The sequence below is a fragment of the Pseudomonas kitaguniensis genome, assembly GCF_009296165.1.
Classification (GTDB): domain Bacteria; phylum Pseudomonadota; class Gammaproteobacteria; order Pseudomonadales; family Pseudomonadaceae; genus Aquipseudomonas; species Aquipseudomonas kitaguniensis.
Genome location: NZ_VUAZ01000126.1, coordinates 1 through 22,455, shown reverse-complemented (window position 1 = coordinate 22,455; position 22,455 = coordinate 1). Strand labels below are relative to the sequence as shown.

At 61.3% G+C, this 22,455-nt stretch carries 15 protein-coding genes and 1 pseudogene; 4 read left to right on the top strand and 12 right to left on the bottom strand.

All coding sequences use genetic code 11. The features are described from left to right. Window positions 1-30 precede the first annotated feature (30 nt). The 4 genes from F0169_RS20460 to F0169_RS20445 form a co-directional block, all read right to left on the bottom strand. A complete protein-coding gene (locus F0169_RS20460) occupies window positions 31-1,443 on the bottom strand; it encodes a PIG-L deacetylase family protein (protein ID WP_152747473.1) in 1,413 nt (470 codons plus the stop codon). Next, window positions 1,440-2,336: an antimicrobial resistance protein Mig-14 gene (locus F0169_RS20455; RefSeq protein ID WP_058411384.1), complete on the bottom strand. Its 897-nt coding sequence runs from the start codon at window positions 2,334-2,336 to the stop codon at window positions 1,440-1,442. The genes F0169_RS20460 and F0169_RS20455 overlap by 4 nt, the downstream gene beginning before the upstream one ends. Beyond that, complete coding sequence (locus F0169_RS20450) at window positions 2,337-4,094, bottom strand: carbamoyltransferase family protein (protein ID WP_058411385.1); 1,758 nt, start codon at window positions 4,092-4,094, stop codon at window positions 2,337-2,339. A gap of 142 nt (window positions 4,095-4,236) precedes the next feature. Then, on the bottom strand, window positions 4,237-4,581 hold the full coding sequence (locus tag F0169_RS20445) for a YceK/YidQ family lipoprotein (protein WP_235592373.1): 345 nt from the start codon (window positions 4,579-4,581) through the stop codon (window positions 4,237-4,239). 183 nt (window positions 4,582-4,764) lie between these two features. Between F0169_RS20445 and F0169_RS20440 the strand changes: the two genes are divergently transcribed. Continuing rightward, window positions 4,765-6,867: a TonB-dependent receptor family protein gene (locus F0169_RS20440; RefSeq protein WP_122251848.1), complete on the top strand. Its 2,103-nt coding sequence runs from the start codon at window positions 4,765-4,767 to the stop codon at window positions 6,865-6,867. Between the two features lie 174 nt (window positions 6,868-7,041). Here the strand turns inward: F0169_RS20440 and F0169_RS20435 are convergent, their stop codons facing one another. From F0169_RS20435 to glnE, 8 genes and pseudogenes are all read right to left on the bottom strand, one after another. After that, complete coding sequence (locus F0169_RS20435) at window positions 7,042-8,481, bottom strand: lipopolysaccharide kinase InaA family protein (RefSeq protein WP_152747472.1); 1,440 nt, start codon at window positions 8,479-8,481, stop codon at window positions 7,042-7,044. Then, the gene (locus tag F0169_RS20430) at window positions 8,481-9,233 is read right to left on the bottom strand and encodes a lipopolysaccharide kinase InaA family protein (RefSeq protein WP_152747471.1); all 753 of its coding nucleotides are present in this window, start codon (window positions 9,231-9,233) and stop codon (window positions 8,481-8,483) included. The genes F0169_RS20435 and F0169_RS20430 overlap by 1 nt, the downstream gene beginning before the upstream one ends. Then, window positions 9,230-9,964, bottom strand: coding sequence for a lipopolysaccharide kinase InaA family protein (locus tag F0169_RS20425; RefSeq protein WP_058415420.1), 735 nt, complete (start codon window positions 9,962-9,964; stop codon window positions 9,230-9,232). Before F0169_RS20425 ends, F0169_RS20430 begins: the two co-directional genes overlap by 4 nt. Next, entirely contained in the window at window positions 9,964-10,770 is an 807-nt protein-coding gene (rfaP, locus tag F0169_RS20420; protein WP_152747470.1) for a lipopolysaccharide core heptose(I) kinase RfaP, read from the bottom strand. The genes F0169_RS20425 and rfaP overlap by 1 nt, the downstream gene beginning before the upstream one ends. Next, entirely contained in the window at window positions 10,767-11,891 is a 1,125-nt protein-coding gene (locus tag F0169_RS20415; protein ID WP_058415422.1) for a glycosyltransferase family 4 protein, read from the bottom strand. The genes rfaP and F0169_RS20415 overlap by 4 nt, the downstream gene beginning before the upstream one ends. Then, entirely contained in the window at window positions 11,891-12,952 is a 1,062-nt protein-coding gene (waaC, locus tag F0169_RS20410) for a lipopolysaccharide heptosyltransferase I (RefSeq protein ID WP_152747469.1), read from the bottom strand. The genes F0169_RS20415 and waaC overlap by 1 nt, the downstream gene beginning before the upstream one ends. 1 nt (window position 12,953) lies before the next feature. Next, window positions 12,954-13,988 carry a lipopolysaccharide heptosyltransferase II gene (gene waaF, locus F0169_RS20405; protein ID WP_058415424.1) on the bottom strand — a complete coding sequence of 345 codons (1,035 nt, stop codon included), beginning with the start codon at window positions 13,986-13,988 and terminating at the stop codon, window positions 12,954-12,956. Window positions 13,989-14,192: 204 nt separating this feature from the next. After that, window positions 14,193-17,128, bottom strand: a pseudogene (gene glnE / locus F0169_RS20400) (bifunctional [glutamate--ammonia ligase]-adenylyl-L-tyrosine phosphorylase/[glutamate--ammonia-ligase] adenylyltransferase). Between the two features lie 382 nt (window positions 17,129-17,510). Here glnE and aceE point away from each other — a divergent pair. The 3 genes from aceE to F0169_RS20385 are packed head-to-tail and all read left to right on the top strand — an operon-like array spanning window position 17,511 to window position 22,350. Beyond that, window positions 17,511-20,156: a pyruvate dehydrogenase (acetyl-transferring), homodimeric type gene (gene aceE, locus F0169_RS20395; RefSeq protein ID WP_058415426.1), complete on the top strand. Its 2,646-nt coding sequence runs from the start codon at window positions 17,511-17,513 to the stop codon at window positions 20,154-20,156. An 11-nt stretch (window positions 20,157-20,167) separates the two neighbouring features. Further along, window positions 20,168-21,847, top strand: a complete 1,680-nt coding sequence (aceF, locus tag F0169_RS20390) for a dihydrolipoyllysine-residue acetyltransferase (protein ID WP_172979497.1) — start codon at window positions 20,168-20,170, stop codon at window positions 21,845-21,847. Window positions 21,848-21,879: 32 nt separating this feature from the next. Further along, complete coding sequence (locus F0169_RS20385; protein WP_152747467.1) at window positions 21,880-22,350, top strand: hypothetical protein; 471 nt, start codon at window positions 21,880-21,882, stop codon at window positions 22,348-22,350. Window positions 22,351-22,455: the final 105 nt, after the last annotated feature.

The window sequence follows — 22,455 nt, the reverse complement described above, 5'->3', positions numbered from 1 at the left end:
CAGGCGGCTCGCAGCCTGCACTCAAATACTTCAGTCGCGCTTCAAGACCCACAACAGCTCATGCCGGCGCACGGCCTTGCGAAAGAACTCATTCTCCCCGTAAGGCGATGGACCACGGCCTGCCAGCAATCGTTGCAAGACCCGGCGTACACGCCGTTTGAACGGCGGGCGCGGCTGCAGGTCATGCATCATACCCAGCGCCATGGCCTTGTCCCGCTGCTGGTTGAGGGTCAGCGGCAGGCTGCACGGCACAAGCTCGGGCGCGGCATCGAAGCGCGGCGGCAAAGCCACGCCCGCGCCTGAATCGCCCATCGGCCAGCGGTCATTATCATGCAAGTGGTTGGCATAGCCGAGCAATGTGCCCGGTTGCCATTCCAGGCCCTGCAACGCTTGAATAATCGCTGCGTGGGCACAGATGTGGTCCGGGTGCGGGTCGAGCAACGGCGTAGGCAATACGATCACTTGCGGCCGAGCCTTGAGCAACAGCGCCCGCAGGTCGGCAATCAGGTTGTTCCAGGTCGGCGCACCGTCCACATCACCGGGCAAGGCCAGTGCATTGAACCGGCGAAACAGCCGCGTATCGTCCAGTTGCGCTTCGCGGGAAGCCTGCGGCTGGTCCGGCGCAGCCTGCATGGCCGGCAACTGCATGCAGAAGTAACCCAACTGCACACACTGCGCCTCGGGCACCCCGGCCCAACGCGGCACAGCGATGCTGTCCCACGCGCGCAAACGCCCCTTGAGCAGCGCCGCATCGGCCTTGGGCAAGCCCATCTGCTGATAGTGTTCGGCTTCGATCTCGCCTGCGGTGAGGGTGACGATCCAGCTTTCATCGGCCTGGCTGTACAGGCTGAACGCTGCCAACTCGGCATCGTCGGCATGCGGCGCGATCACCATGACGCGCTGGCGGCGGTAATCCGGCTGGCGGAACAGCCACAACCTCGGCTGCCCCTTGATCCGGCAAAAGCGCCCGCGCACATGCAGGTTGCCGCTGGCCAGCGCTTCGCCGGCGCCCGACAGGTTGAGGTAGCGCCGCCCGCCGACGCCCCGCTCGAAGGCTTGGCAATCGGCGGTATCAAGCCCCGACAACTCAATCGCCGGGTCAAAAAAACGCCCCAGCCACGAGCTTTTCAGTTCAAGCGCCAGAATCAAGGTTTCATCGCCCGCCAACGACAACGGTGCGTCCAGCACCAATCGCCCAGCGTCCAGGCGCACGCCCGGCTGCTCGTTGGCCTCGGCAAACGTGTACTGATAGTCGTCACCGGGCGAATAGAACAAGTGGTCGGCAAACCACGCCTCATGTGCCGCCCACAGCACCACGGCCAGCAGCAGCGGCAACCACCACGCCACCAGCACACCGGCAGCGATCAGCAGCAAAAGGCCGACCAGCAGGGCGATACGTTTGTTGCGACGATGCTGTTTGAGCAGTAGTTGCTTGCGACTCATACGCTGAACACCGGCACCGGGTTACACCAGCGCTCCTTGTATTCACGGTCGGCACGCCCGAACGAGAAGCGCAGCGGCTTGTCGATGGCCCGCGCTTGCTCCCAGGCACTTTGCGTATTGAGGAAGCTCAACACGCTGCCGGGGCTGAAGGCACGGGTTTGCGGGTCGACACCGCCATTCACGTATTCAACGCTGACCCACTGCGGGGCCTGCACCCGATACACCAACTGCACAGCGATGGCGGCGTCATTCAGAAACAGCACCGAGCCGAACAGGAACTCGTTGAGCAGTTCGAGCACTTCGGCCAGGCGCTCGGCCCCGGTCGCCGCAAACCCCCAGCGGCGCTGGAACAGGTCGCAATAAATCGCCGCCAGCTCCGTGCTGGAAAACTCGCTGACCGCCCGCACCACGCCGCCCGCCTCTTCCAGCAGGCGCAATTCGCGGCGCTGGTTGTAGCGAAACTTCTTCGACAGGTCTTCAGGCGTGCGCGCCATGGCCAACTGCTCGGCCTGCGGCTTGAGGGTGCTGACGCGCCCTTGATTCAGCGCCGAGAGGTAACGCGCACGGTGGCGCAGTGGCAACTGCGCATCGGCGGCGATCGGCAAAATGATCTCGGCGTTACCCAGATCGAACAAGCCTTTTTTGCCGGTGCGCTTGAGCACATCCTTGGACAAGGCCAGGTCGCGCCCCCACGTGGCAATGGCGCCCTTGAGTTCGCCGTCCTGCTCCCAGCCCAAGTAACGCACCGGAATCTGCGCCAGGTTCGCCAAGCGCTCGACCACCTGCGGGTGCGTTGCCACGCTGCCGCCAAAACGCTGCCAGGCCTGGGCGTAAACGCTGGCCTCGACCGGCACCCAACCACGCTCACGCCAACCCTGAAAGCGGTTCAGCATTTAGACCACAGCGTCATAAGGGTCCACGCCGTCTTTGACGACCAGGATGTCTTCCATAATCAGGTACTCAAGGTCAGAGCCGAAGAACATGTTCAGCGCATCGGTTGGCGAGCAAATCATCGCTTCGCCACGACGGTTGAGCGAGGTGTTCAGCGACACACCGTTGCCGGTGAGTACTTCCAGCTCTTTCATCATGTCGTAGTAGCGCGGGTTGTACTCGCGCTTGAGCACCTGGGCGCGGGAGGTGCCATCTTCATGCACCACTTCCGGCACGCGGGTCTTCCACTCTTCCGACACTTCAAAGGTGAAGGTCATGAACGGCGCCGGGTGATCGACCTTGATCATCAACGGCGCAACGGTGTCGAGCATCGACGGGCAGAAAGGCCTCCAGCGCTCGCGGAACTTGATCTGGTGGTTGATGCGGTCAGCCACGCCGGTGGCGCTCGGGCAACCGATGATCGAACGACCGCCCAAGGCACGCGGGCCAAACTCCATGCGGCCCTGGAACCAGGCCACCGGGTTGCCGTCGACCATGATTTTGGCGATGCGCTTGGGCATGTTTTCGATCTGGCGCCATTTAGGCTTGCTCGCGTGCTTGGCACACGCGGCGATCACGTCTTCGTTGCTGTACGACGGGCCGAGATAGACGTGTTCCATCTTCTCTACCGGTACGCCACGGGCATGCGATACGTACGCCGCCGCGCCGACTGCGGTGCCGGCATCGCCGGAGGCCGGCTGCACGAACAGCTCTTTCACGTCGTCACGCGCGATGATTTTCTGGTTCAGCTTGACGTTCAGCGCGCAGCCGCCGGCGAAGGCCAGCTTGCCGGTTTCCTTGAGGATGTCGCCCAAATAGTGGTCGATCATCTGCAGGGCCAGCTTCTCGAACAGCGCTTGCATGCTGGCCGCGTAGTGGATGTACGGCTCGTCGGCGATGTCGCCTTCGCGCTTGGGACCCAGCCACTCGATCAGTTTCGGCGAGAAGTAGAAACCCTTGCCCTTCTCTTTGTAGCGGCGCAGGCCGATAACGTTGGCGTAGTCGGTGTTGATCACCAGCTCGCCGTTTTCAAACGAGGCCAGGCGCGAGAAATCGTATTTGCTGGCATCGCCATACGGCGCCATGCCCATAACCTTGAACTCGCCGTCGAGCATCTCGAAACCGAGGAACTCGGTGATCGCGCCGTAGAGGCCGCCGAGGGAGTCCGGATCAAAGAATTCCTTGATCTTGTGGATCTTGCCGTTCTCGCCGTAGCCGAAGAACGTGGTCGCGTACTCGCCTTTGCCGTCGATGCCGAGGATCGCGGTTTTTTCCTGGAAGCCCGAGCAGTGATAGGCACTGGAGGCGTGGGCCAGGTGGTGTTCAACCGGTTCGATCTTGATTTTTTTCGGATCGAAGCCCAGTTGTTCCAGGCACCAGACGATCTTGTTGCGATAGCGCTTGTAGCGACGGTTGCCCATCAGGATCGCGTCGAGCGCGCGGTCCGGGGCGTACCAATAACGCTTGGCATAGTGCCAGCGCGCCTCGCCGAACAGGCTGATCGGGGCGAAAGGGATCGCCACCACGTCAACGTCGGAAGGCTTGATACCGGCCTGTTCCAGGCAGAATTTCGCCGATTCGTAGGGCATGCGGTTCTTTGCATGTTTGTCGCGTACGAAGCGCTCTTCTTCGGCGGCCGCGATCAGCTTGCCGTCGATATACAGGGCTGCGGAAGGATCATGGCTAAGGGCGCCGGACAGGCCAAGAATCGTCAATGCCACAGGGGTCTAGCCTCTTTTAGTCTGCATGCAGGCGCGCTGCGCCTGAAAAAAGTGTGCCCCTCGCCTGGGCGAGAAACAGCTAAAGGGCGGGATTATAGCTTAAAAGCGGTGCAAAGCTGTTAGCGGCAAGCGCCAAGCGGGGCTAGCGGTAGATCTCGATGCTGCCGTCCTTGTTCTGGCGGTAGATCGTGTAAGGCAGCACCAGCGTGTCCATCACGCCAGAGGCGATGGCCTCGATGGCGAGGATAGGGAACGCATTGCCTGTAAAGCCGGAGAAGCTTTGCTCGTTCAGGCTTTTCTCGGGCTTGGGCTCACCGTTGAGTGTGCAAAAGCCGTAGATCACCCCGCTGTAGATACGCGGCACATTTTCGCAGTGGCTGCGCGATTCCTTGAGGTTCTGGCTGGCAACGGCGTCGGGGCGAAAAACCGTATTGATGGTCCCGCAGCCGCTCACGGCCAGGGATGCAAGCAGCAGTGCAACAGTCATTTTCAGTGTCATGAACAGCCCTTCCGAGTGAGCGGCCACGCTAGCACCGCCGCCGCTGAGAATTCAGCACTGCAACGCCTATGCACCCCGTAGGAAGAATCCGAAATGATAAAAATCCGTTGAGACACTAAACTCGCAGCCTTTGCGCGTTTATGCCCTATGCGCCACGGATTACGGCTGATCATGAAAACCCTCGCCCGCATCACCCTTTTGTTGCCCGGCCTGCTCGCCTTGAGCGATACCGCGTTGGCTGACGACGCGCCGCTGATCCTCGACCCCAGCGTAGTGACTGGCTCACGCAGCGCCAGCCCGACATTTGATCTGCCGTATTCGGTGGACGGCATCAGCCATGAGCAGATCAGCGACGGCCAGCTCGGCATCAATGCGTCAGAAGTCTTGTCTCGCGTGCCTGGCCTGGTGGTGCAAAACCGCCAGAACTACGCGCAGGACCTGCAGATTTCCTCGCGCGGCTTCGGCGCCCGCTCGGCGTTTGGCGTGCGCGGCATCAAGCTGATTGCCGACGGCATACCGGCCAGCACCCCGGATGGCCAGGGCCAGGCCGCCACGTTCAACCTCGACACCGCCGAACGCATTGAGGTGCTGCGCGGTCCGGCCGCCACCTTGTATGGCAGCAACGCCGGTGGGGTGATCCAGATGTTTTCCCGCGACGGCGAAGGCCCGCCGCGCATCGGCGCCGAAACCCTGGTGGGCAGCGACGGTTTGAGCAAAAACCACCTGAGCGCCGAGGGCGCGGCGAATGGCGCAGGGTTTGTGCTCGACGCCTCGCGCATGGACACCGACGGCTACCGCGACCACAGCAGCGCGCGCCGTGACCAGACCTTCGCCAAGCTCAACGTTGAGCCGGACGACGACAGCAAGCTCGCGCTGATCTACAGCAGCCTGGAGCAGAACGGCACGCAGGACCCGCTGGGGCAAACATGGGCGGCCTACAAGGCCGACCCGCGTTCGGTGGCCCCCGCCGCCTTGCAGTACAACACACGCAAAAGCATCGATCATCAGCAATTGGGCATGAATTACGAGCGCTATTTTGGCGATGCGACCTTGCAGGTGAATGCCTACACCGGGCGGCGCAGTGTGATTCAGTATTTGTCGATACCGGACAAATTCGGCAGTGGCGCCCCTAACCCAGCAAACGCTCGCGGCGGCGTAGTTGCCTTCGACCGCAAATTCTACGGTGGCTCCCTCCACTGGCTGCAACCGATCACCCGTGCGCCCGGCGAGCTGACCGTGATCACCGGCCTCGACTACGACCGCAGCCAGGATGATCGCCAAGGTTATTCCAACACCCTGAACGGTGTGCACGGCGTCAAAGGCGCCTTGGGCCGCGATGAACTCGACACCGCCACCAGCCTCGACCCGTTTGTGCAAGCCAACTGGCTGTTGGGCGACTGGACCCTTCAAGCCGGCGTGCGCCACAGCACCATGAAGATGGAGGTGGACGACCACTTCACTAGTGACGGCAACGACAGCGGCAACCAGACTTACCAAAAGAACACGCCGTCGGTCAGCGTCATGTACGCCTTCACGCCGGACCTGCACGGTTACGTCAGCGCGGGCAGCGGCTTCGAAACCCCGACTCAAGCCGAGTCGGCGTATTCCAGCACGGCCAACGGTTTCAACTTCGCGCTCAAGCCGTCGGTCAGCAAGCAGTATGAAGTGGGTTTAAAAGCGCTGATTGCCGAGGGCACGCGCCTCAATGCTGCGTTGTTCCAGATCACCACCGAAGACGAACTGGTGGTGCAGCAAGCCAGCGGGGGTCGCACCACCTACCAGAACGCCGGCCGTACGTTGCGCCGTGGCTTCGAACTCGGCATCGACAGCCAGCTCAGTCAACAGTGGAGCACCAACATCGCTTACACCCGCCTGCAAGCCACTTACGACAGTGACTTCGTCAGCGGCGGCAGCACCACCGTCGACAAAGGCAACTACCTGCCCGGCGTGCCGCAAACCACACTGTTCGCCGAGCTGAACTGGAAGCCCCGCGACTGGGTCAGCACCGCGCTGGAAGGCATGTACCGCAGCAAGGTGTATGTCGAGGACACCAACCAGCAACACGCCGCACCGGGCTACAGCGTGTTCAACTGGCGCGCGCGTTTCGAGCAGAAGGTCGAACACTGGACCTTCCACCAGACCCTGCGCCTGGATAACTTGCTTGACCGCCAATACGTCGGCTCGGTGATCGTCGGCGATGGCAATGGCCGCTATTACGAAGCCGCGCCAGGCCGCTCGTGGTACGCGGGAGCCGGTGCGGAGTATCAGTTCTGATCCGGTAAAGCGCGGCGGCCTTAAGCCGAACCGAGTGGCTGAAGCAGATCAAAAGCGCTTTTTGTGGGAGCGGGCTTGCTCGCGATGGCGGTGTATCAGCTGAAAAATACTTATCTGACACGCCGCCATCGCGAGCAAGCCCGCTCCCACCGTTGACCGAGTTCAGGCGCCGGGTCAAAGCACCCGAGGCAAGCGCTGATCAATCAACCGGTACAACCCGCTGGTTTCCGGCCAATTACGCATAAACCGTGCACGATCCTTGGCAAATGCCGGCGCAAAACTGCCGACAGAGGCGTGCTGACACATCGCATCCAGGTCGATCAGCGCCCAGCGGTCCCCAGCCCAAAACACGTTATGGCCCTTAAGGTCGCCATGGCTGATGCGCTCGCGAATCAGCTCGGCAAACAAGCGATCCAGCGCCGCCAATTCATCTTCCGGCGCATCACCGTTCTCAACATACGGCGCAAAGCGCTCGATAATATCCGGCCCCGGCAAAAACTCGGTCACCAGATAAGCCCGACCCCGCAGCCAGAAAAAGCGTTTTTCCAACACCGCAAGCGGCTTGGGCGTCGCAATCCCCAGAAACGCCAGGCGATTGCCTTCACGCCACGAATGCCAGGCACGACTCGGCCGCCAGAAACGCTTGAACCAATGCGCAACGCCCTTGATGTTGTATCGCTTGATCACCAACGCCCGACCAGCCACCTCGACCTTGCCGACACTCGCCGCGCCACCGGTTTTATACAGATGGCCTTGATCCAGCAACGCATCAGCCTGACCCAGCACGGGCAGCATCGCGGGTTCTTCCTCACGGCGAATCGCGCGCAATGCAAAGGCGCCGCGTACCACGCTGAACAGCGTGCACTCACGGCCGACCTTGTTCAAAAAGTCCTTCAAGCGCCAAGCGCTGACCTTGCGCACTTGCTGTTCCAGCGCTTGCAGCGGCAACGCGTGTTCGCCGTTGCTCAGCAGGTAATACACCAGCAGTTCTTCGGTAAACGGCTCGAGGTTCTTCGGTAGCTGAGCAAAAAACACCCCGAGGTTTTCCAGTACACGGTTGCGCGACAGCGGCTTGCCCGCCACTTCAACACGAATGCCGGCACCGTCAATCAGGTACAGCGTGCCGTCCTGGCGCAGCAGGTTGTCGAGGTGCAGGTCTTCCTGCCACAGCCCCTTGGCGTGCATCCGGGCAATCGCCGCCAACGCCTCGGCGAGTACGGCGGCTTGTTCGTCGGCCAGCGGCGGCAACCCTTCGACCGCGTTCCAGGCATCGGCCAGGCTTTCGGCGCCTTCAATAAACTCAAACAGTAGCCAGCCGCCCTCGCCTTCCTGCAAGCCATCGGCAAGCAGCAACGGCGTGGTCAGGCCGTGTTCCGCCAGCAGGCGCACGCCGTTGCGTTCGCGTTGAAAATGCCGTGCCGCTTTGCTGCCCACCAACAACTTGGCCAGCACCGGGCGACCGCGCCATACGGCGGCGCCCACGTAGCGCTCGCCCGGCAACACGCGCAGCAGGCTGAGCAGTTGCAACTGCCCTGGGCCTGCGGCGTCCGCCAGCTCGACGGTCAGCGGCAAGCTGGGCGCGCGGCCGGCGGTTTTCAGCTCGGACAAACGCATCAACGGCTCTCCTTGTGGCTGCGACGCGCGGTCAGGCGTTTGAGCCAGGCGTCGACCAGCGCGCTGTCCTCGGGTTGTTGCAGGTAGGCTGCCAGCAACTGGCGCACGTGCGCGTGTGTCCATTGCGGCGCACGGCGCAACAGTGGCTCCAGGTCCTTGACCCGATCACGCCAGCCGAACAACAGCGGGCGGGTTTTTTCCAGGTCAATCAACTGCGCGGCATAACCGTCACCGGCGGCCTGCAGAAAAATATGCTTGGGGTAAAAACAGCCATGCACTTGACCCACGCTGTGCAACTGACGAGCCAGCTCGCCGCAGGCCTTAAGGATCGCGCGGTGCTGGGCGTCGCTCAGTTGCGACCAGCGCTCCAGCAGCGAATCCAGGTCGTTCCAACCGTCCAGCGCGCGGGTCAGCAACATCGCGCGGCGCTCGCCCTTAACCTTGCGCTCGCCGAAAAACGCGGCCTGCAATGCCGGAATACCGAGCTTTTGGTAGCGGCTGATGTTGCGAAACTCGCGGGCAAAACTCGGCTCGCCAAGGGGCGAGTGCAGCGTACGCGTCAGGTAGTTGCTCTGGCGCTTGAGGTAGTAACCCTGGCCTTCAAGCACCAGGCGAAACACGCTGCTCCAGCCACCATCGCTGGTATTGGGCTCATCCACCGCGTCCAGTTGCCTGGCCCACAAGGCGTCGAAGGTTGCGAGGCCATGGCGCTCCAACAGAGCGCGGTCTTCGGCCGCCAGGAAATCACTCATTCGCGCCCCTCAAAAAACTTCACCACGTGGCGAATTCGCTGTTTATCCGACGCCGTCAGGTGCGAGCGTTGGCGGTATTGCAGGTAAAAGCGCAAGCGCTGGGTGGCCGTCAACTGATACTTGGCCACCTTGTCCAGGCAGGCCAGGTCCTTGGTGATCCGGTATTTGAGCCAGAAGCCGCGCCAGAAAGCACCGTTGGGGCAATCGATCAAATACAGCGTGCGCTGGTCGTCGACCAACAGGTTGCGCCACTTCAAGTCGTTATGCGTGAAGTGGTTCTCGTGCATGGTGCGCGTGTATTCAGCGAGCTGGCGGCTGATCACATTGACCCACTGCGGGTCGTCCAATCGCGCATCGTCACGCTCGGCCAGCGCCGACAGGTCTTCGGTTTTGGGCAGCTCGCGGGTGATCATCGCGCCACGGTCGTAGGCCAGCCCTTTGCGCTCCAGGCCCCAGGCCACCACGTCGGCGGTGGGAATGCCCCATTTGGCGAAACGCTTGAGGTTCTGCCACTCGGACTTGACCCGTGGCTTGCCCAAGTAGCGGCGCAGGCCTTTGCCGGCACCGACGTAGCGTTTGACGTAGTAATTGACGCCCGCGCGCTCCACCCGAATCACTTCTGACAAGGGGTCGCGGGTCAGGCGCTCGCCTTGCAGCGCAAACACCGCATCAAGGCTGCCAAAGTCATCTGCCAGCGCGGCATACGCAGGTTCCAGGTTCCAACCCGCCATCAGATCGCATCCCCTAGCCGCTGTTTGCGCGCGTACAGCTTGTCGGCTTTACGCTGCATCAGGCTCAGCGACGCCGATTGCTCAGCGAGAATCTGGCGCAGTGGCTGGCGGAAATAACCTTTGAGAAAGCGCAACTTGTCACGCTGGGTCAGGCCGATGTCCAGCGCCGAGTAGTACAGCGCAGACAAGTCTTTGTCGCGCCAGCGCAGCGGCAGATGGGCACGCAATTGGGCGCGATGCAGGTCAATCACCGACAACTTGATGTCGCGCGCGTCGATCGGCTTGGCAGTGTCGAGCAGGAAGTGGCAAAGGTAGCAGTCGCGGTGGTTCACACCGCCACGGTGCATATCGCCGACCATGCGCGCCAGCTCAGCCGTCAGCGCCAGGCGCAAGGCCGGTGCAGGCGGCTGCGCGGCCCAATTGACGCTGAGGTCTTCGAGGCTGATGGTCGGCGCCAGTTCCTCGGTGATGATGAACGAATGCTGGTCGGCCGGGTTGTTGCCTTTTTCGCCAAAGGCCACGCCGGTCATGGTCGGCACGCCGAGTTCCTGCAAGCGGTGAATGGCGTCCCATTCCAGGCCGGCACCGAGCACCGGCAACTTGGCGGTGATCAGGTTCTTGAGGATTTCCGCCCAACCGATGCCGCGGTGGATTTTGACGAAATACGCGCGGCCGTCGACTTCGGTGCGCAACGTGCGCCGCGCCGCCAGCTCGCGAAATACCTGGCCTTGCAGTTTTTCGACTTCGGCGAAGGGATCACGCCCGGCCCATAAGGTCTTGAACGGTTCGGCAAGAATCAACTTCATCGTTTTGGCTCCGCCAGAATCACATCCGCAGCGTGCTGCGGCATGCTGTAGAGGTCGGCCGTCTCGGCGAAGGCCAACCCATTGCGGCCCCAGGCCGCGCGCTGTGCAGTGTCGGTGAGCATGTTTGTCAGGTACTGATTGAGCTGTGTTTGTTCAAACGGCTCATCCAGCACCAGGCCGCTGTCCGCTTCGGCGATGTAATGCGCGTAACCGCAAACGGCCGAAACCAGCACCGGCAAACCGGCCACCAGGGCTTCGAGCAACACGGTGCCGGTGTTTTCGTTGTACGCCGGGTGAATCAACAGGTCGGCGCCCAGCAGGAAACGCGGAATATCGCTACGGCCCTTGAGGAACTGCACGTTATCGCCCAGCCCCAGTGTGGCGCTTTGCAATTGGAAGACTTTGGGGTCGTCCTGGCCAATCACAAACAGGCGCGTGCGTTTTTTAAGTTCTGCCGGTAACGCGGCCACGGCCTTGAGGCTGCGATCGACGCCCTTGGTCTTGAAGCCGGAGCCGATCTGCACCAGCAGCAGGTCGTCGTCAGCCAGCTTGAATTCCTTGCGGAACCCTTGCCGAATCGCGGCGGCATCCGGCGGCGCGCGGCGGTCGTGGGCAATGCCCGGTGGCAGCAGGTGGAAGCGCTCCAGCGGAGTGTCGTAATGCTTGATAAACAGCGGTTGCTGCACTTCGGAGATCATCAAGACTTCGGTCTTGGCATCTTTGGCGAACACCGCACGCTCGTACTCGGCAAAGTGCTTGTAGCGGCCAAAGCTTTTGTAAAGCGAATGGCGCAGGTTCTGCGCCTTGTCTTCAAAACAGCCATCGGCGGCGTAGTAAACGTCCAGGCCAGGCATTTTGTTAAAGCCGATCAGGCGATCCACCGGGCGCTTGGCCAAGTCAGCGGCCATCCACGCACTGAGTTTCTCGTTGCGTCGGTGATTGAAGAACGCCTTGACCGGCGCCACCAGTACTTCGAAACCGGGCGGAATATCGCCTTCCCAAATCAGCGTGTAGACACGAATCGTGTGGCCGCGTTGCTGGCACTCCAGCGCGATGCGCATGAAGTCGCGCTGCAGGCCACCGAAGGGGAAGTATTTGTACAGAACAAAAGCCAGTTGCATCAGTGCAGCTCCTCAGCCAGTAACAACGTGCTCAGCCGGCTTGCCACACGCTCAGGGTTCAGGCGCGTGAAGCACAGGGGCGACTCGCGTTTGATGTCGAACCGACGCACATCGTCGGCTGTGGGTTGATAGGTACAGTGTTTTTGCAGGCACGGCGCGCAGGGGAAGTCGCTGGCCAAGTGAATCTGACCCTTGCCGTAGGCGCCGGTAAGGCCGGGGTTGGTGGGGCCGAACAGCGAAATGGTCGGCACATCCAGCGCGGCGGCCAAGTGCCCGAGTCCAGTGTCGACCGCCACGCAGGCACGCGCGCCGGCCAGCACACGCGCCACGCCAGCCAGGTTCAGCTTGGGCAGCACTTCGGCGTGCGGCAGGCCGTGCGCCAAACGCTGCGCGCGGGCTTTTTCGTCGGCGTTGCCCCAAGGCAGCTTCACCTCCACGCCCAGGCGACCCATGCGTTCAGCCAGCTCGCGCCAGTAGGCTTCGGGCCAGTGCTTGGTGCCCCACGTGGTGCCATGCAGCAGCAGCACAAACGGTTTTTCAGGCGGCAGGCCCAGCAGTTTGTCGACGCTCAGGCCGTAATCGCCGAGGCCTTTGGGCAAGTCATAGCCCAGCGCAACCGCGAATAGCTGACGCAAACGCTCGACCGCATGCTGCCCACGCGCAACCGCCAGGCGCCGCGAGTAGAAGCGCGCGGCAATCGGCTCGCGGGCCGAATTTTTATCAAACCCCGCCACCGGCGCACGCACATAGCGTGTCAGCCAGGCGCTTTTCAGCAGGCCTTGCGCGTCGATCACCAAGTCGTATTTGGTCGACTGGATAAGCTGCTTGAAGCGTCGCCATTCGCCGCTTTTGAAGGTCTGCCAGAGGTTTTTGCGCCAGCGGCGAATCGCCACCGGAATCACCTTGTCTACCGCCGGGTGCCAGGTGGGAATTTCGGCAAAGCCTTCTTCCACCACCCAATCAAAGCGAATACCGGGGATCGCGCGCGCAGCGTCGGTGAGCGCAGGCAGGGCGTGAATCACATCGCCCAGGGATGAGGTTTTGACGACCAGTACGCGCAAACTAACGGACCTCGACCACGGAGCCCTGCAACCGCTGCAAGGCGTCGCTGACCGGTTGCGGCAGCAACTGGCGCAGGCAATTGTAGTGGCCGAAACGGCACGTGCGGTCAAAACACGGGCTGCAATCGAGGCCCAGGCGCACCACTTCAACCTTGTCGGCCAAGGGTGGCGTAAAGCCTGGCGAGGTCGAGCCGTACACCGCCACCAGCGGGCGATTCAACGCCGCCGCCACGTGCATCAGGCCGGAGTCGTTGGACACCACCGAGTCGGCGCAGGACAGCAAGTCGATGGCCTCGGCCAGCGAGGTGTCGCCACTGAGGTTAACCGCCTCTTCGCGCAGCCCGGGAATCAGGCGCTGGCGGATGTCTTCACCCACCGAGTGATCGTTTTTCGAGCCGAACAACCAGACCTGCCAGCCTTCGCGGATCTTCATCTCGGCGACTTTGGCGTAATGCTCCGACGGCCAGCGCTTGGACTCGCCAAACTCCGCACCGGGGCACAGCGCCAACACCGGCCGGTCGAGCACCAGGCCGAACTTGGCCAGCGCCGCGTCACGCGTTACCGGGTCGATTTGCAGGCTCGGTCGTGGGTACGGCGTCGGCAACTCGGCGCCCGGCTCGTAGGCCAGCGCCATGAAACGCTCGATCATCAGCGGGTAACGCGCCTTGTCGAGCGTGCGCACGTCGTTGAGCAACACGTAGCGAAACTCGCCGCGCCAGCCGGTGCGTTTGGGGATACCGGCAAAAAACGGCACCAACGCCGACTTGAGCGAGTTGGGCAGCAGAATAGCCTGATCGTATTCGCCAGCCAGGGATTTGCCGATGCGACGACGGGTCGCCAGCTCAAGCGCGCCGTGGCCGAGCGGAAAGCTCAAGGCCTTGCGCACTTGCGGCATGCGCTCAAGGATCGGCCGGCTCCACTCGGGGGCGAGCACGTCGATTTGGCAGTCGGGATGACGCTGTTTCAGGCACTGGAACAGTGTCTGCGCCATCACCATGTCACCGACCCAACTGGGCCCAACAATCAAAATATTCATGTAGTTTCCACAAACGATGCGGGGAGGCTTACGCCTCCCCGCCTCGATAATTACTGCGGATCGCGCTTTTTGTTGGAGCTGGCTTGCCTGCGATAGCATCGCCTCGGTATACCTGATACACCGAAGCGTCTGCATCGCGGGCAAGCCCGCTCCCACATAAAGCCGGTTTCCACATTAGATTGGCATCGCTCAATTCATCGGGTTTCAGCTTAAACCCAGTTCATTCCAGATTCGCATCACTTGACGCCGTTCGTCGGCGAACTGGTCCCCTGCAACCGTGCCGGCCTCGTTTTGCAAGGCCTGGCGGTGCGCGGCGGAACGGTACGCTTTATACACTTCGCGCAGCAGATGAGCATCGGCGGCGGGCATCAGCCCGACCTGCTCCAAACCTTCCAAAATGCGGATATTGTCGGTGTAGCGCAGCAACGATGGATGTTGCGCAGACCATGCCAAAGCCGCGTATTGCACCATAAATTCAATATCGACGATACCTCCGGCGTCCTGCTTGAGGTCGAACACGGCCGTGGCTGCGAAGGCATTCGCCGAGGTACCCGCCGCGGTGCTCTTGGTGCCGAGGTTGTCGCGCATCTTGGCGCGCATCTCGCTGACCTCCTGGCGCAGCTTCGCCAAGTCACGCGTGCGCCCAAGCACTTTGGCGCGCACCTTCTCGAACGCATGGCCCACATCCTGGCTGCCCACCAGCACCCGCGCACGGATCAGGGCCTGATGTTCCCAGGTCCAGGCTTCATTTTCTTGATAGCGGGCAAATGCACCCAGCGAACTCACCAACAGGCCCGAGGCACCGGAAGGTCGCAGGCGCATGTCCACTTCATATAACTGGCCGGAGTTGGTCTGGGTGGTCAGCAGGTGAATGATGCGCTGGCCCAGGCGCGTGAAGAACTGCGCGCCGTCGATCGGCTTGGCGCCGTCGGTTTCGGCCTGCGGGTCACCGTCATGGATAAACACCAGGTCCAGGTCGGAACCATGCCCCAGTTCGATGCCGCCGACCTTGCCATACCCGACAATCACAAAACCCGGGTTGCACACAGTACCGTCCAGCCGTTGCGGCGAGCCGTGGCGGGCCACCGTCTGGCGCCAGGCCAGGGCCAGCACTTGTTCGAGGATGGCCTCGGCGAGCCAGGTCAGGTAGTCGCTGACCTTCATCAGCGGCAGGCTGCCGGCGATTTCCGACGCAGCGACGCGCAGGCGGTGGGCCAGTTTGAAGTGGCGCAGCGCTTCCATTTGCTGCTCAAGGTCATCCTCGGGGATGCGCGTCAGGCGTTCGCGCAGCTCGGCGGCAAGTTCCGGCGCCAACGGCGGCTTGAACAGGCGGCCTTCGTTGAGCAGTTCATCAAGCAACAGCGGGAAACGCGTGATCTGTTCAGCGATCCATGGGCTGGCGGCGCACAAGGTCAGCAAGCGGCGCAGGGCATCGGGGTTTTCGGCAAGCAGCACCAAGTAGGCGGAACGGCGGGCCACGGCTTCGACCAGTGGCAGTACGCGCTCCAACACCAAATCCGGGTTGGCATGCTCGACGGCCTGGGCCAGCAGGCGCGGAATAAACGCATCCAGCCGCTCGCGACCCAAGCGCTGCATGGCGCGCAATTGCGGGCTACCGCGCAGGCCGGCCAGAGCTTTGAGCGCTTTGGCGGCATCGCTGAAGCCCCCTTCGGCCAATTGGCGGCAGGCAGCGTCTTCGTCTTGCGACTCTTCCCACAGCGGCAACCATTCACCGCCGACAACCATTTCGCTTTCTTCGCCCTCTTCTTCATCAGGGTCTGCAATTACCTGACGGAAGTGCCAGTCCACCCGGCCGCGCCAGTACATCAGCCGCTCGTGGAAGGCGGCCCAGTCGGCGAAACCCAGCATAAACGCGATACGCGCCTGGTCTTCGGGGCCATCCGGGAGCATTTGCGTCTGCCGGTCGGCAATCGCCTGGATCGCGTGTTCGGTGTAACGCAAAAATTCATAGCCATTGCGCAACTCGGCGATCACCGCCGGCGGCAAGTACCCTTGGCCTTCGAGCATGCCCAGCACCTTGAGCAGAGGCCGCTGTTGCAGGCTGAGGTCGCGCCCGCCGTGAATCAGCTGGAACGCCTGGGCGATAAATTCCACTTCACGAATGCCGCCCGAGCCCAGCTTGATGTTCTCGGCCATGCCTTTGCGCCGCACTTCTTGCTGAATCAACTGCTTCATGGTGCGCAGCGCTTCGATGGCGGAAAAGTCCAGGTAACGGCGATAAACAAACGGGCGCAGCATGTCGAGCAGTTGCGCGCCCGCCACTTGGTCGCCCGCCACAACCCGCGCCTTGATCATCGCGTAGCGTTCCCAGTCACGGCCCTGGTCCTGGTAATACTGCTCCAGCGCGTTAAAGCTCAGCACCAGCGCACCGGCCGAACCATACGGGCGCAGGCGCATGTCAACGCGGAACACGAACCGTCGACGGTCATCGGGTCGAGCGCTTGATCAATTTTTGACCAAGGCGGATGAAAAATTCCTGGTTGTCCAGCGCGCGCTTCACGCCCACCGTGTCGCCGCCCTCGGGGTAGGCGAAGATCAGGTCAATATCCGACGACAGGTTCAGCTCCACCGCGCCGAGCTTGCCCATGCCGAGGATGACCATGTGCTGCGCTTCACCGCTGCGCCGACCGGTGGGCGTGCCGAATTGCACGCAATGGCGTTGGTACAGCCATTGATAAGCCTGGTCGATGCTGGCATCGGCCATGTCGGAGAGGTCGCGGCAGGTTTGCACCAGGTCGGCCTGGCGCGTCAGGTCGCGCCAGATAATGCGCACCTGTTGGCGCGTACGCTGGCGACGCAGCACGCGGCCCAACTCATCTTCTGTTTCAGCTTGTTGCACGGCGCGCGATCTGCCCACACAGCTCGCCGGGCGCAAAGCCTCGGTCCAGCTCGCCCCAGGCCACCAGTTCAAGCAACATCACAGGATCACGCAGGCTCTGTTCAATCACAAAATCACTGGCGGCGCACACACGCGCAAAATCCGCCCAGCGTTGCGGCGTCCACGCAGAAAGGCCATGATCGTCGTCCAGCGCGGCCACCGTTTCACGTAATGACTGCTCGGCTCGCGTGGCGAAAGGCACTAAAATGGCCGGTAATTCGGCCAGTGTTGGAAGGCTCATGGTCTATCCTTGATCGGCGCGTAAATGGCTTGTGGCGGTGAGCGCAAGACCCTCGCGCGGTGATGGACTGTCGAACAAAGGTTATAAATAGCTGAAATTAAATTAATCTTGGCAGGCAACATCAAACTTTCACCTTTTCTTGTTCGCAAAAGATCAACAATAACGATTATGCTCACCAGCCAGACCGAGCCATACGCTCAGTCTTGTGTAGTTTTACTACTCGTATATACATTCGAAAGGCTGAAATGGCCGACGATTTGTAGTAAAACTACAGGACGCCGAAGCAACCTTCGGCCATCCAAGAATTTATGTCGTCTGCCCACAAGGCCAGTCGCAAACTCAGGCAGCCGATTCTGGTAGCCTTTCCGCCCTGGAGCAAGCCATGCAAGACCTCGATCCCGTCGAAACCCAGGAATGGCTGGACGCCCTGGAATCGGTTCTCGACAAAGAAGGCGAAGACCGTGCTCACTACCTGATGACCCGTATGGGCGAACTCGCGACCCGCAGCGGCTCGCAACTGCCTTACGCCATCACTACGCCATACCGCAACACCATCCCCGTTACCCACGAAGCACGCATGCCTGGCGACCTGTTCATGGAACGCCGCATTCGCTCGCTGGTACGTTGGAACGCCATGGCGATGGTAATGCGCACGAACTTGAAAGATTCGGACCTGGGCGGTCACATCTCCAGCTTCGCTTCCAGCGCAACCCTGTATGACATCGGCTTCAACTACTTCTTCCAGGCCCCGACCGAAGAACACGGCGGCGACCTGATCTACTTCCAGGGCCACACCTCGCCAGGCGTTTACGCCCGTGCGTTCATGGAAGGCCGCATCAGCGAAGACCAGATGAACAACTTCCGTCAGGAAGTCGACGGTGGCGGCCTGTCGTCCTACCCGCACCCTTGGCTGATGCCGGACTTCTGGCAGTTCCCGACTGTGTCGATGGGCCTTGGCCCGATCCAGGCGATCTACCAGGCACGTTTCATGAAGTACCTGGAAGCGCGTGGCTTCATCCCGGAAGGCAAGCAGAAGGTCTGGTGCTTCCTGGGTGACGGCGAGTGTGACGAGCCGGAATCGCTGGGCGCCATCTCCCTGGCTGGCCGCGAGAAGCTCGACAACCTGATCTTCGTCATCAACTGCAACCTGCAGCGCCTCGACGGCCCGGTTCGCGGCAACGGCAAGATCATCCAGGAACTCGAAGGCGTGTTCCGTGGCGCCCACTGGAACGTGACCAAAGTTATCTGGGGGCGTTTCTGGGACCCACTGTTGGCCAAAGACGTCGACGGTATCCTGCAACGTCGCATGGACGAAGTCATCGACGGCGAGTACCAGAACTACAAGGCCAAAGACGGCGCGTTCGTGCGTGAACACTTCTTCAACACGCCGGAACTCAAGGCGATGGTTGCAGACTTGTCCGACGACGAGATCTGGAAACTCAACCGTGGCGGCCACGACCCGTACAAGGTGTATGCGGCGTACCACCAAGCGGTCAACCACAAAGAACAACCGACCGTCATCCTGGCCAAAACCATCAAAGGTTATGGCACCGGTGCCGGCGAAGCGAAAAACACTGCGCACAACACCAAGAAAGTCGATGTCGACAGCCTGAAGTTGTTCCGTGATCGCTTCGACATCCCGGTCAAGGATGAAGAGCTGGAGAACCTGCCGTTCTTCAAGCCAGAGCCAAACAGCGCCGAAGCGCGTTACCTGAGCGAACGCCGCACCGCGCTGGGCGGTTTCGTGCCACAGCGCCGCGCTAAAAGCTTCAACATCCCGACGCCGCCACTCGATACCCTCAAGGCTATCCTGGACGGCTCGGGCGACCGTGAAATTTCCACCACCATGGCCTTCGTGCGCATCCTCGCGCAATTGGTCAAGGACAAGGAAATCGGCTCGCGTATCGTCCCGATCATCCCGGACGAAGCGCGTACCTTCGGTATGGAAGGCATGTTCCGTCAGTTGGGCATCTACTCCTCCGTCGGCCAGCTCTACGAGCCAGTCGATAAAGACCAGGTGATGTTCTACAAGGAAGACAAGAAGGGCCAGATCCTCGAAGAAGGCATCAACGAAGCGGGCGCCATGAGCTCCTTCATCGCTGCCGGTACTTCGTACTCCAGCCACAACCAGCCGATGCTGCCGTTCTACATCTTCTACTCGATGTTCGGTTTCCAGCGTATCGGTGACCTGGCGTGGGCAGCGGGCGACAGCCGTACCCGTGGCTTCCTGATCGGCGGCACCGCCGGCCGTACCACGCTGAACGGCGAAGGCCTGCAACACGAAGACGGTCACAGCCACATCCTGGCTGCGACCATCCCGAACTGCCGCACCTTTGATCCAACCTACGGCTACGAGCTGGCGGTGATCATTCAGGACGGCATGAAGAAGATGACCGAAGAGCAACAGGACATTTTCTATTACATCACCGTGATGAACGAGTCTTACCAGCAGCCAGCCATGCCGGCCGGTGTTGAAGAAGGCATCATCAAGGGCATGTACCTGCTCGAAGAAGACACCAAGGAAGCGGCGCACCACGTACAACTGATGGGCTCCGGCACCATCCTGCGTGAAGTGCGTGAAGCGGCGAAGATCCTGCGTGACGAGTTCAACGTCGGCGCTGACGTGTGGAGCGTTACCAGCTTCAACGAACTGCGTCGCGATGGCCTGGCCGTAGAGCGCAACAACCGCCTGCACCCTGGCCAGAAGCCTGCACTGAGCTACGTCGAAGAATGCCTGAACGGCCGTAAAGGTCCGGTTATCGCGTCCACCGACTACATGAAGCTGTTTGCTGAACAAATTCGCCAGTGGGTCCCGTCCAAGGAATTCAAAGTCCTGGGCACCGACGGTTTCGGCCGCAGTGACAGCCGCAAGAAGCTGCGTCACTTCTTCGAAGTCGACCGTCACTTCGTGGTGTTGGCAGCCCTGGAAGCCTTGGCTGACCGTGGTGAGATCGAACCCAAGGTGGTGGCTGACGCCATCGTCAAGTTCGGGATCAACCCGGAAAAACGCAACCCACTGGACTGCTGAGGAGATTTTTTGTGAGCGAACTCATTCGCGTACCTGACATCGGCAGCGGTGAAGGTGAAGTAATCGAGCTGTTTGTGAAGGTCGGCGACACCGTCGAAGCCGACCAGAGCATCCTGACCCTGGAATCAGACAAGGCGAGCATGGAAATCCCTGCTCCCAAGGCCGGCGTGGTCAAGAGCCTCAAGGTCAAGCTGGGCGACCGCCTGAAAGAAGGCGACGAACTGCTTGAGCTGGAAATCGAAGGCGCCGCTGATGCGGCCCCTGCGGCAGCGCCTGCTGGCGCTGCAGCGCCAGCAGAAAAACCTGCTGAAAAGCCTGCTGAAAAGCCTGCCGAGGCCCCAGCGGCCGAGGCGGCTGCTCCGGCTGCCGCCGCCGCCAGCGTTCAGGACATTCATGTTCCGGACATCGGCTCGTCGGGCAAGGCCAAGATCATTGAGCTGCTGGTCAAAGTCGGCGACACCGTCGAAGCCGACCAGTCGCTGATCACCCTGGAGTCCGACAAGGCCTCCATGGAAATCCCGTCGCCGGCTGCCGGCGTTGTGGAAAGCATCGCGGTCAAGCTGGAAGACGAAGTCGGCACTGGCGACTTCATCCTCAAGCTCAAAGTACAAGGCGCTGCGCCTGCTGCGGCACCCGCTGCGGCCGCTGCTGCGCCGGCGGCCAAAGCTGAAGCTGCACCGGCACCGGCACCGGCACCTGCCGCCGCTGCAGCACCGGCTGCAAAAGCTGAGGCTGCACCGGCCCCGGCGGCTGCCGCACCTGCGCCAAGCGGCGCCAAGGTTCACGCTGGCCCTGCCGTACGCCAACTGGCGCGTGAGTTCGGGGTTGAGCTGAACGCTGTGTCGGCCACCGGCCCTCACGGTCGTGTGCTGAAGGAAGACGTGCAGGTTTACGTCAAATCCATGATGCAGAAGGCCAAGGAAGCTCCGGCTGCCGGCGCTGCCACCGGTGGTTCGGGCATTCCGCCGATCCCGGTGGTGGACTTCAGCCGCTTCGGCGAAACCGAAGAAGTGCCGATGACCCGCCTGATGCAAATCGGCGCGTCGAGCCTGCACCGCAGCTGGCTGAACATCCCGCACGTGACTCAGTTCGACCAGGCCGACATTACCGACCTGGAAGCTTTCCGCGTTGCGCAGAAAGCCGTGGCCGAGAAGGCTGGCGTGAAACTGACCGTGTTGCCACTGCTGCTCAAGGCCTGTGCGCACCTGCTCAAGGAGCTGCCGGACTTCAACAGCTCGCTGGCGCCAAGCGGCAAAGCGATCATCCGCAAGAAGTACGTGAACGTAGGTTTCGCAGTCGATACGCCGGATGGCCTGCTGGTGCCGGTGATCAAGAACGTCGACCAAAAAAGCCTGCTGCAACTGGCTGCCGAAGCGGCTGCGCTGGCTGCCAAGGCCCGCGACAAGAAGCTCACCGCCGACGACATGCAAGGCGCGTGCTTCACCATCTCCAGCCTCGGGCACATTGGCGGCACTGGCTTTACGCCAATCGTCAACGCGCCGGAAGTGGCGATCCTGGGTGTTTCCAAGGCCACTATCCAGCCTGTGTGGGACGGTAAAGCGTTCCAGCCGAAGCTGATGCTGCCGCTGTCGTTGTCTTACGATCACCGTGTGATCAACGGCGCCGCTGCGGCTCGCTTTACGCAGCGTCTGAGCCAACTGTTGAACGATATACGCACTATCCTGCTGTAATCAGCCAGCGGCCTCCCCCGCAATGGGGAGGCTTGGCTGCACCGATTTTCGAGCGCCACGCTCGTACCTCAACCCCGTCAATTGGCGGGGCTTTTTTTTGCCCCGAATTAATCTCACAAGCCGAACTCGGCTCCTATCAAACTACGAATAACCTATTGTTTTTGTTATTGAAATTTATCCAGGTTTGGGGCTTTGGTTTTGAGTGCATATCCGTTTTGAGGTTAGGGCCTATATCGGTTCCGCTCTTACAGCGAGTCACTTTTGAAAGGCCCGAAAGCCGGCCCAATTCCCAAGCCGAACTCGGTCAAACTGTGGGAGGGGGCTTGCTCCCGATGGCGGTGGGTCAGTCAATTCATGTATCAACTGTAAAACTGCTATCGGGAGCAAGCCCCCTCCCACAAAAAGCAAAAAAAGCAGACACTCTGCCGATGTATGCAAAACTGCTTTTGTTCTGCATTCAACCTAATCAGCTCGGCTTTCGGGCCGCCGTGCTCTTGCTTTGATCTTGTGATCTTGATCTGAGAAGCACCCCGTTAAACCACGATGGCGCACGCAGGCTTGAATCCGTGGGTAACCCGGCAGGAAACCGATATAAGCCATCACCCAAA

Coding starts and splice junctions, on each gene's coding strand:
- F0169_RS20460 (WP_152747473.1), bottom strand. CDS start 1,443: ATGAGTCGCAAGCAACTACTGCTCAAACAGCATCGTCGCAACAAACGT.
- F0169_RS20455 (WP_058411384.1), bottom strand. CDS start 2,336: ATGCTGAACCGCTTTCAGGGTTGGCGTGAGCGTGGTTGGGTGCCGGTC.
- F0169_RS20445 (WP_235592373.1), bottom strand. CDS start 4,581: ATGACTGTTGCACTGCTGCTTGCATCCCTGGCCGTGAGCGGCTGCGGG.
- F0169_RS20440 (WP_122251848.1), top strand. CDS start 4,765: ATGAAAACCCTCGCCCGCATCACCCTTTTGTTGCCCGGCCTGCTCGCC.
- F0169_RS20435 (WP_152747472.1), bottom strand. CDS start 8,481: ATGCGTTTGTCCGAGCTGAAAACCGCCGGCCGCGCGCCCAGCTTGCCG.
- F0169_RS20430 (WP_152747471.1), bottom strand. CDS start 9,233: ATGAGTGATTTCCTGGCGGCCGAAGACCGCGCTCTGTTGGAGCGCCAT.
- F0169_RS20425 (WP_058415420.1), bottom strand. CDS start 9,964: ATGGCGGGTTGGAACCTGGAACCTGCGTATGCCGCGCTGGCAGATGAC.
- rfaP (WP_152747470.1), bottom strand. CDS start 10,770: ATGAAGTTGATTCTTGCCGAACCGTTCAAGACCTTATGGGCCGGGCGT.
- F0169_RS20415 (WP_058415422.1), bottom strand. CDS start 11,891: ATGCAACTGGCTTTTGTTCTGTACAAATACTTCCCCTTCGGTGGCCTG.
- waaF (WP_058415424.1), bottom strand. CDS start 13,988: ATGAATATTTTGATTGTTGGGCCCAGTTGGGTCGGTGACATGGTGATG.
- aceE (WP_058415426.1), top strand. CDS start 17,511: ATGCAAGACCTCGATCCCGTCGAAACCCAGGAATGGCTGGACGCCCTG.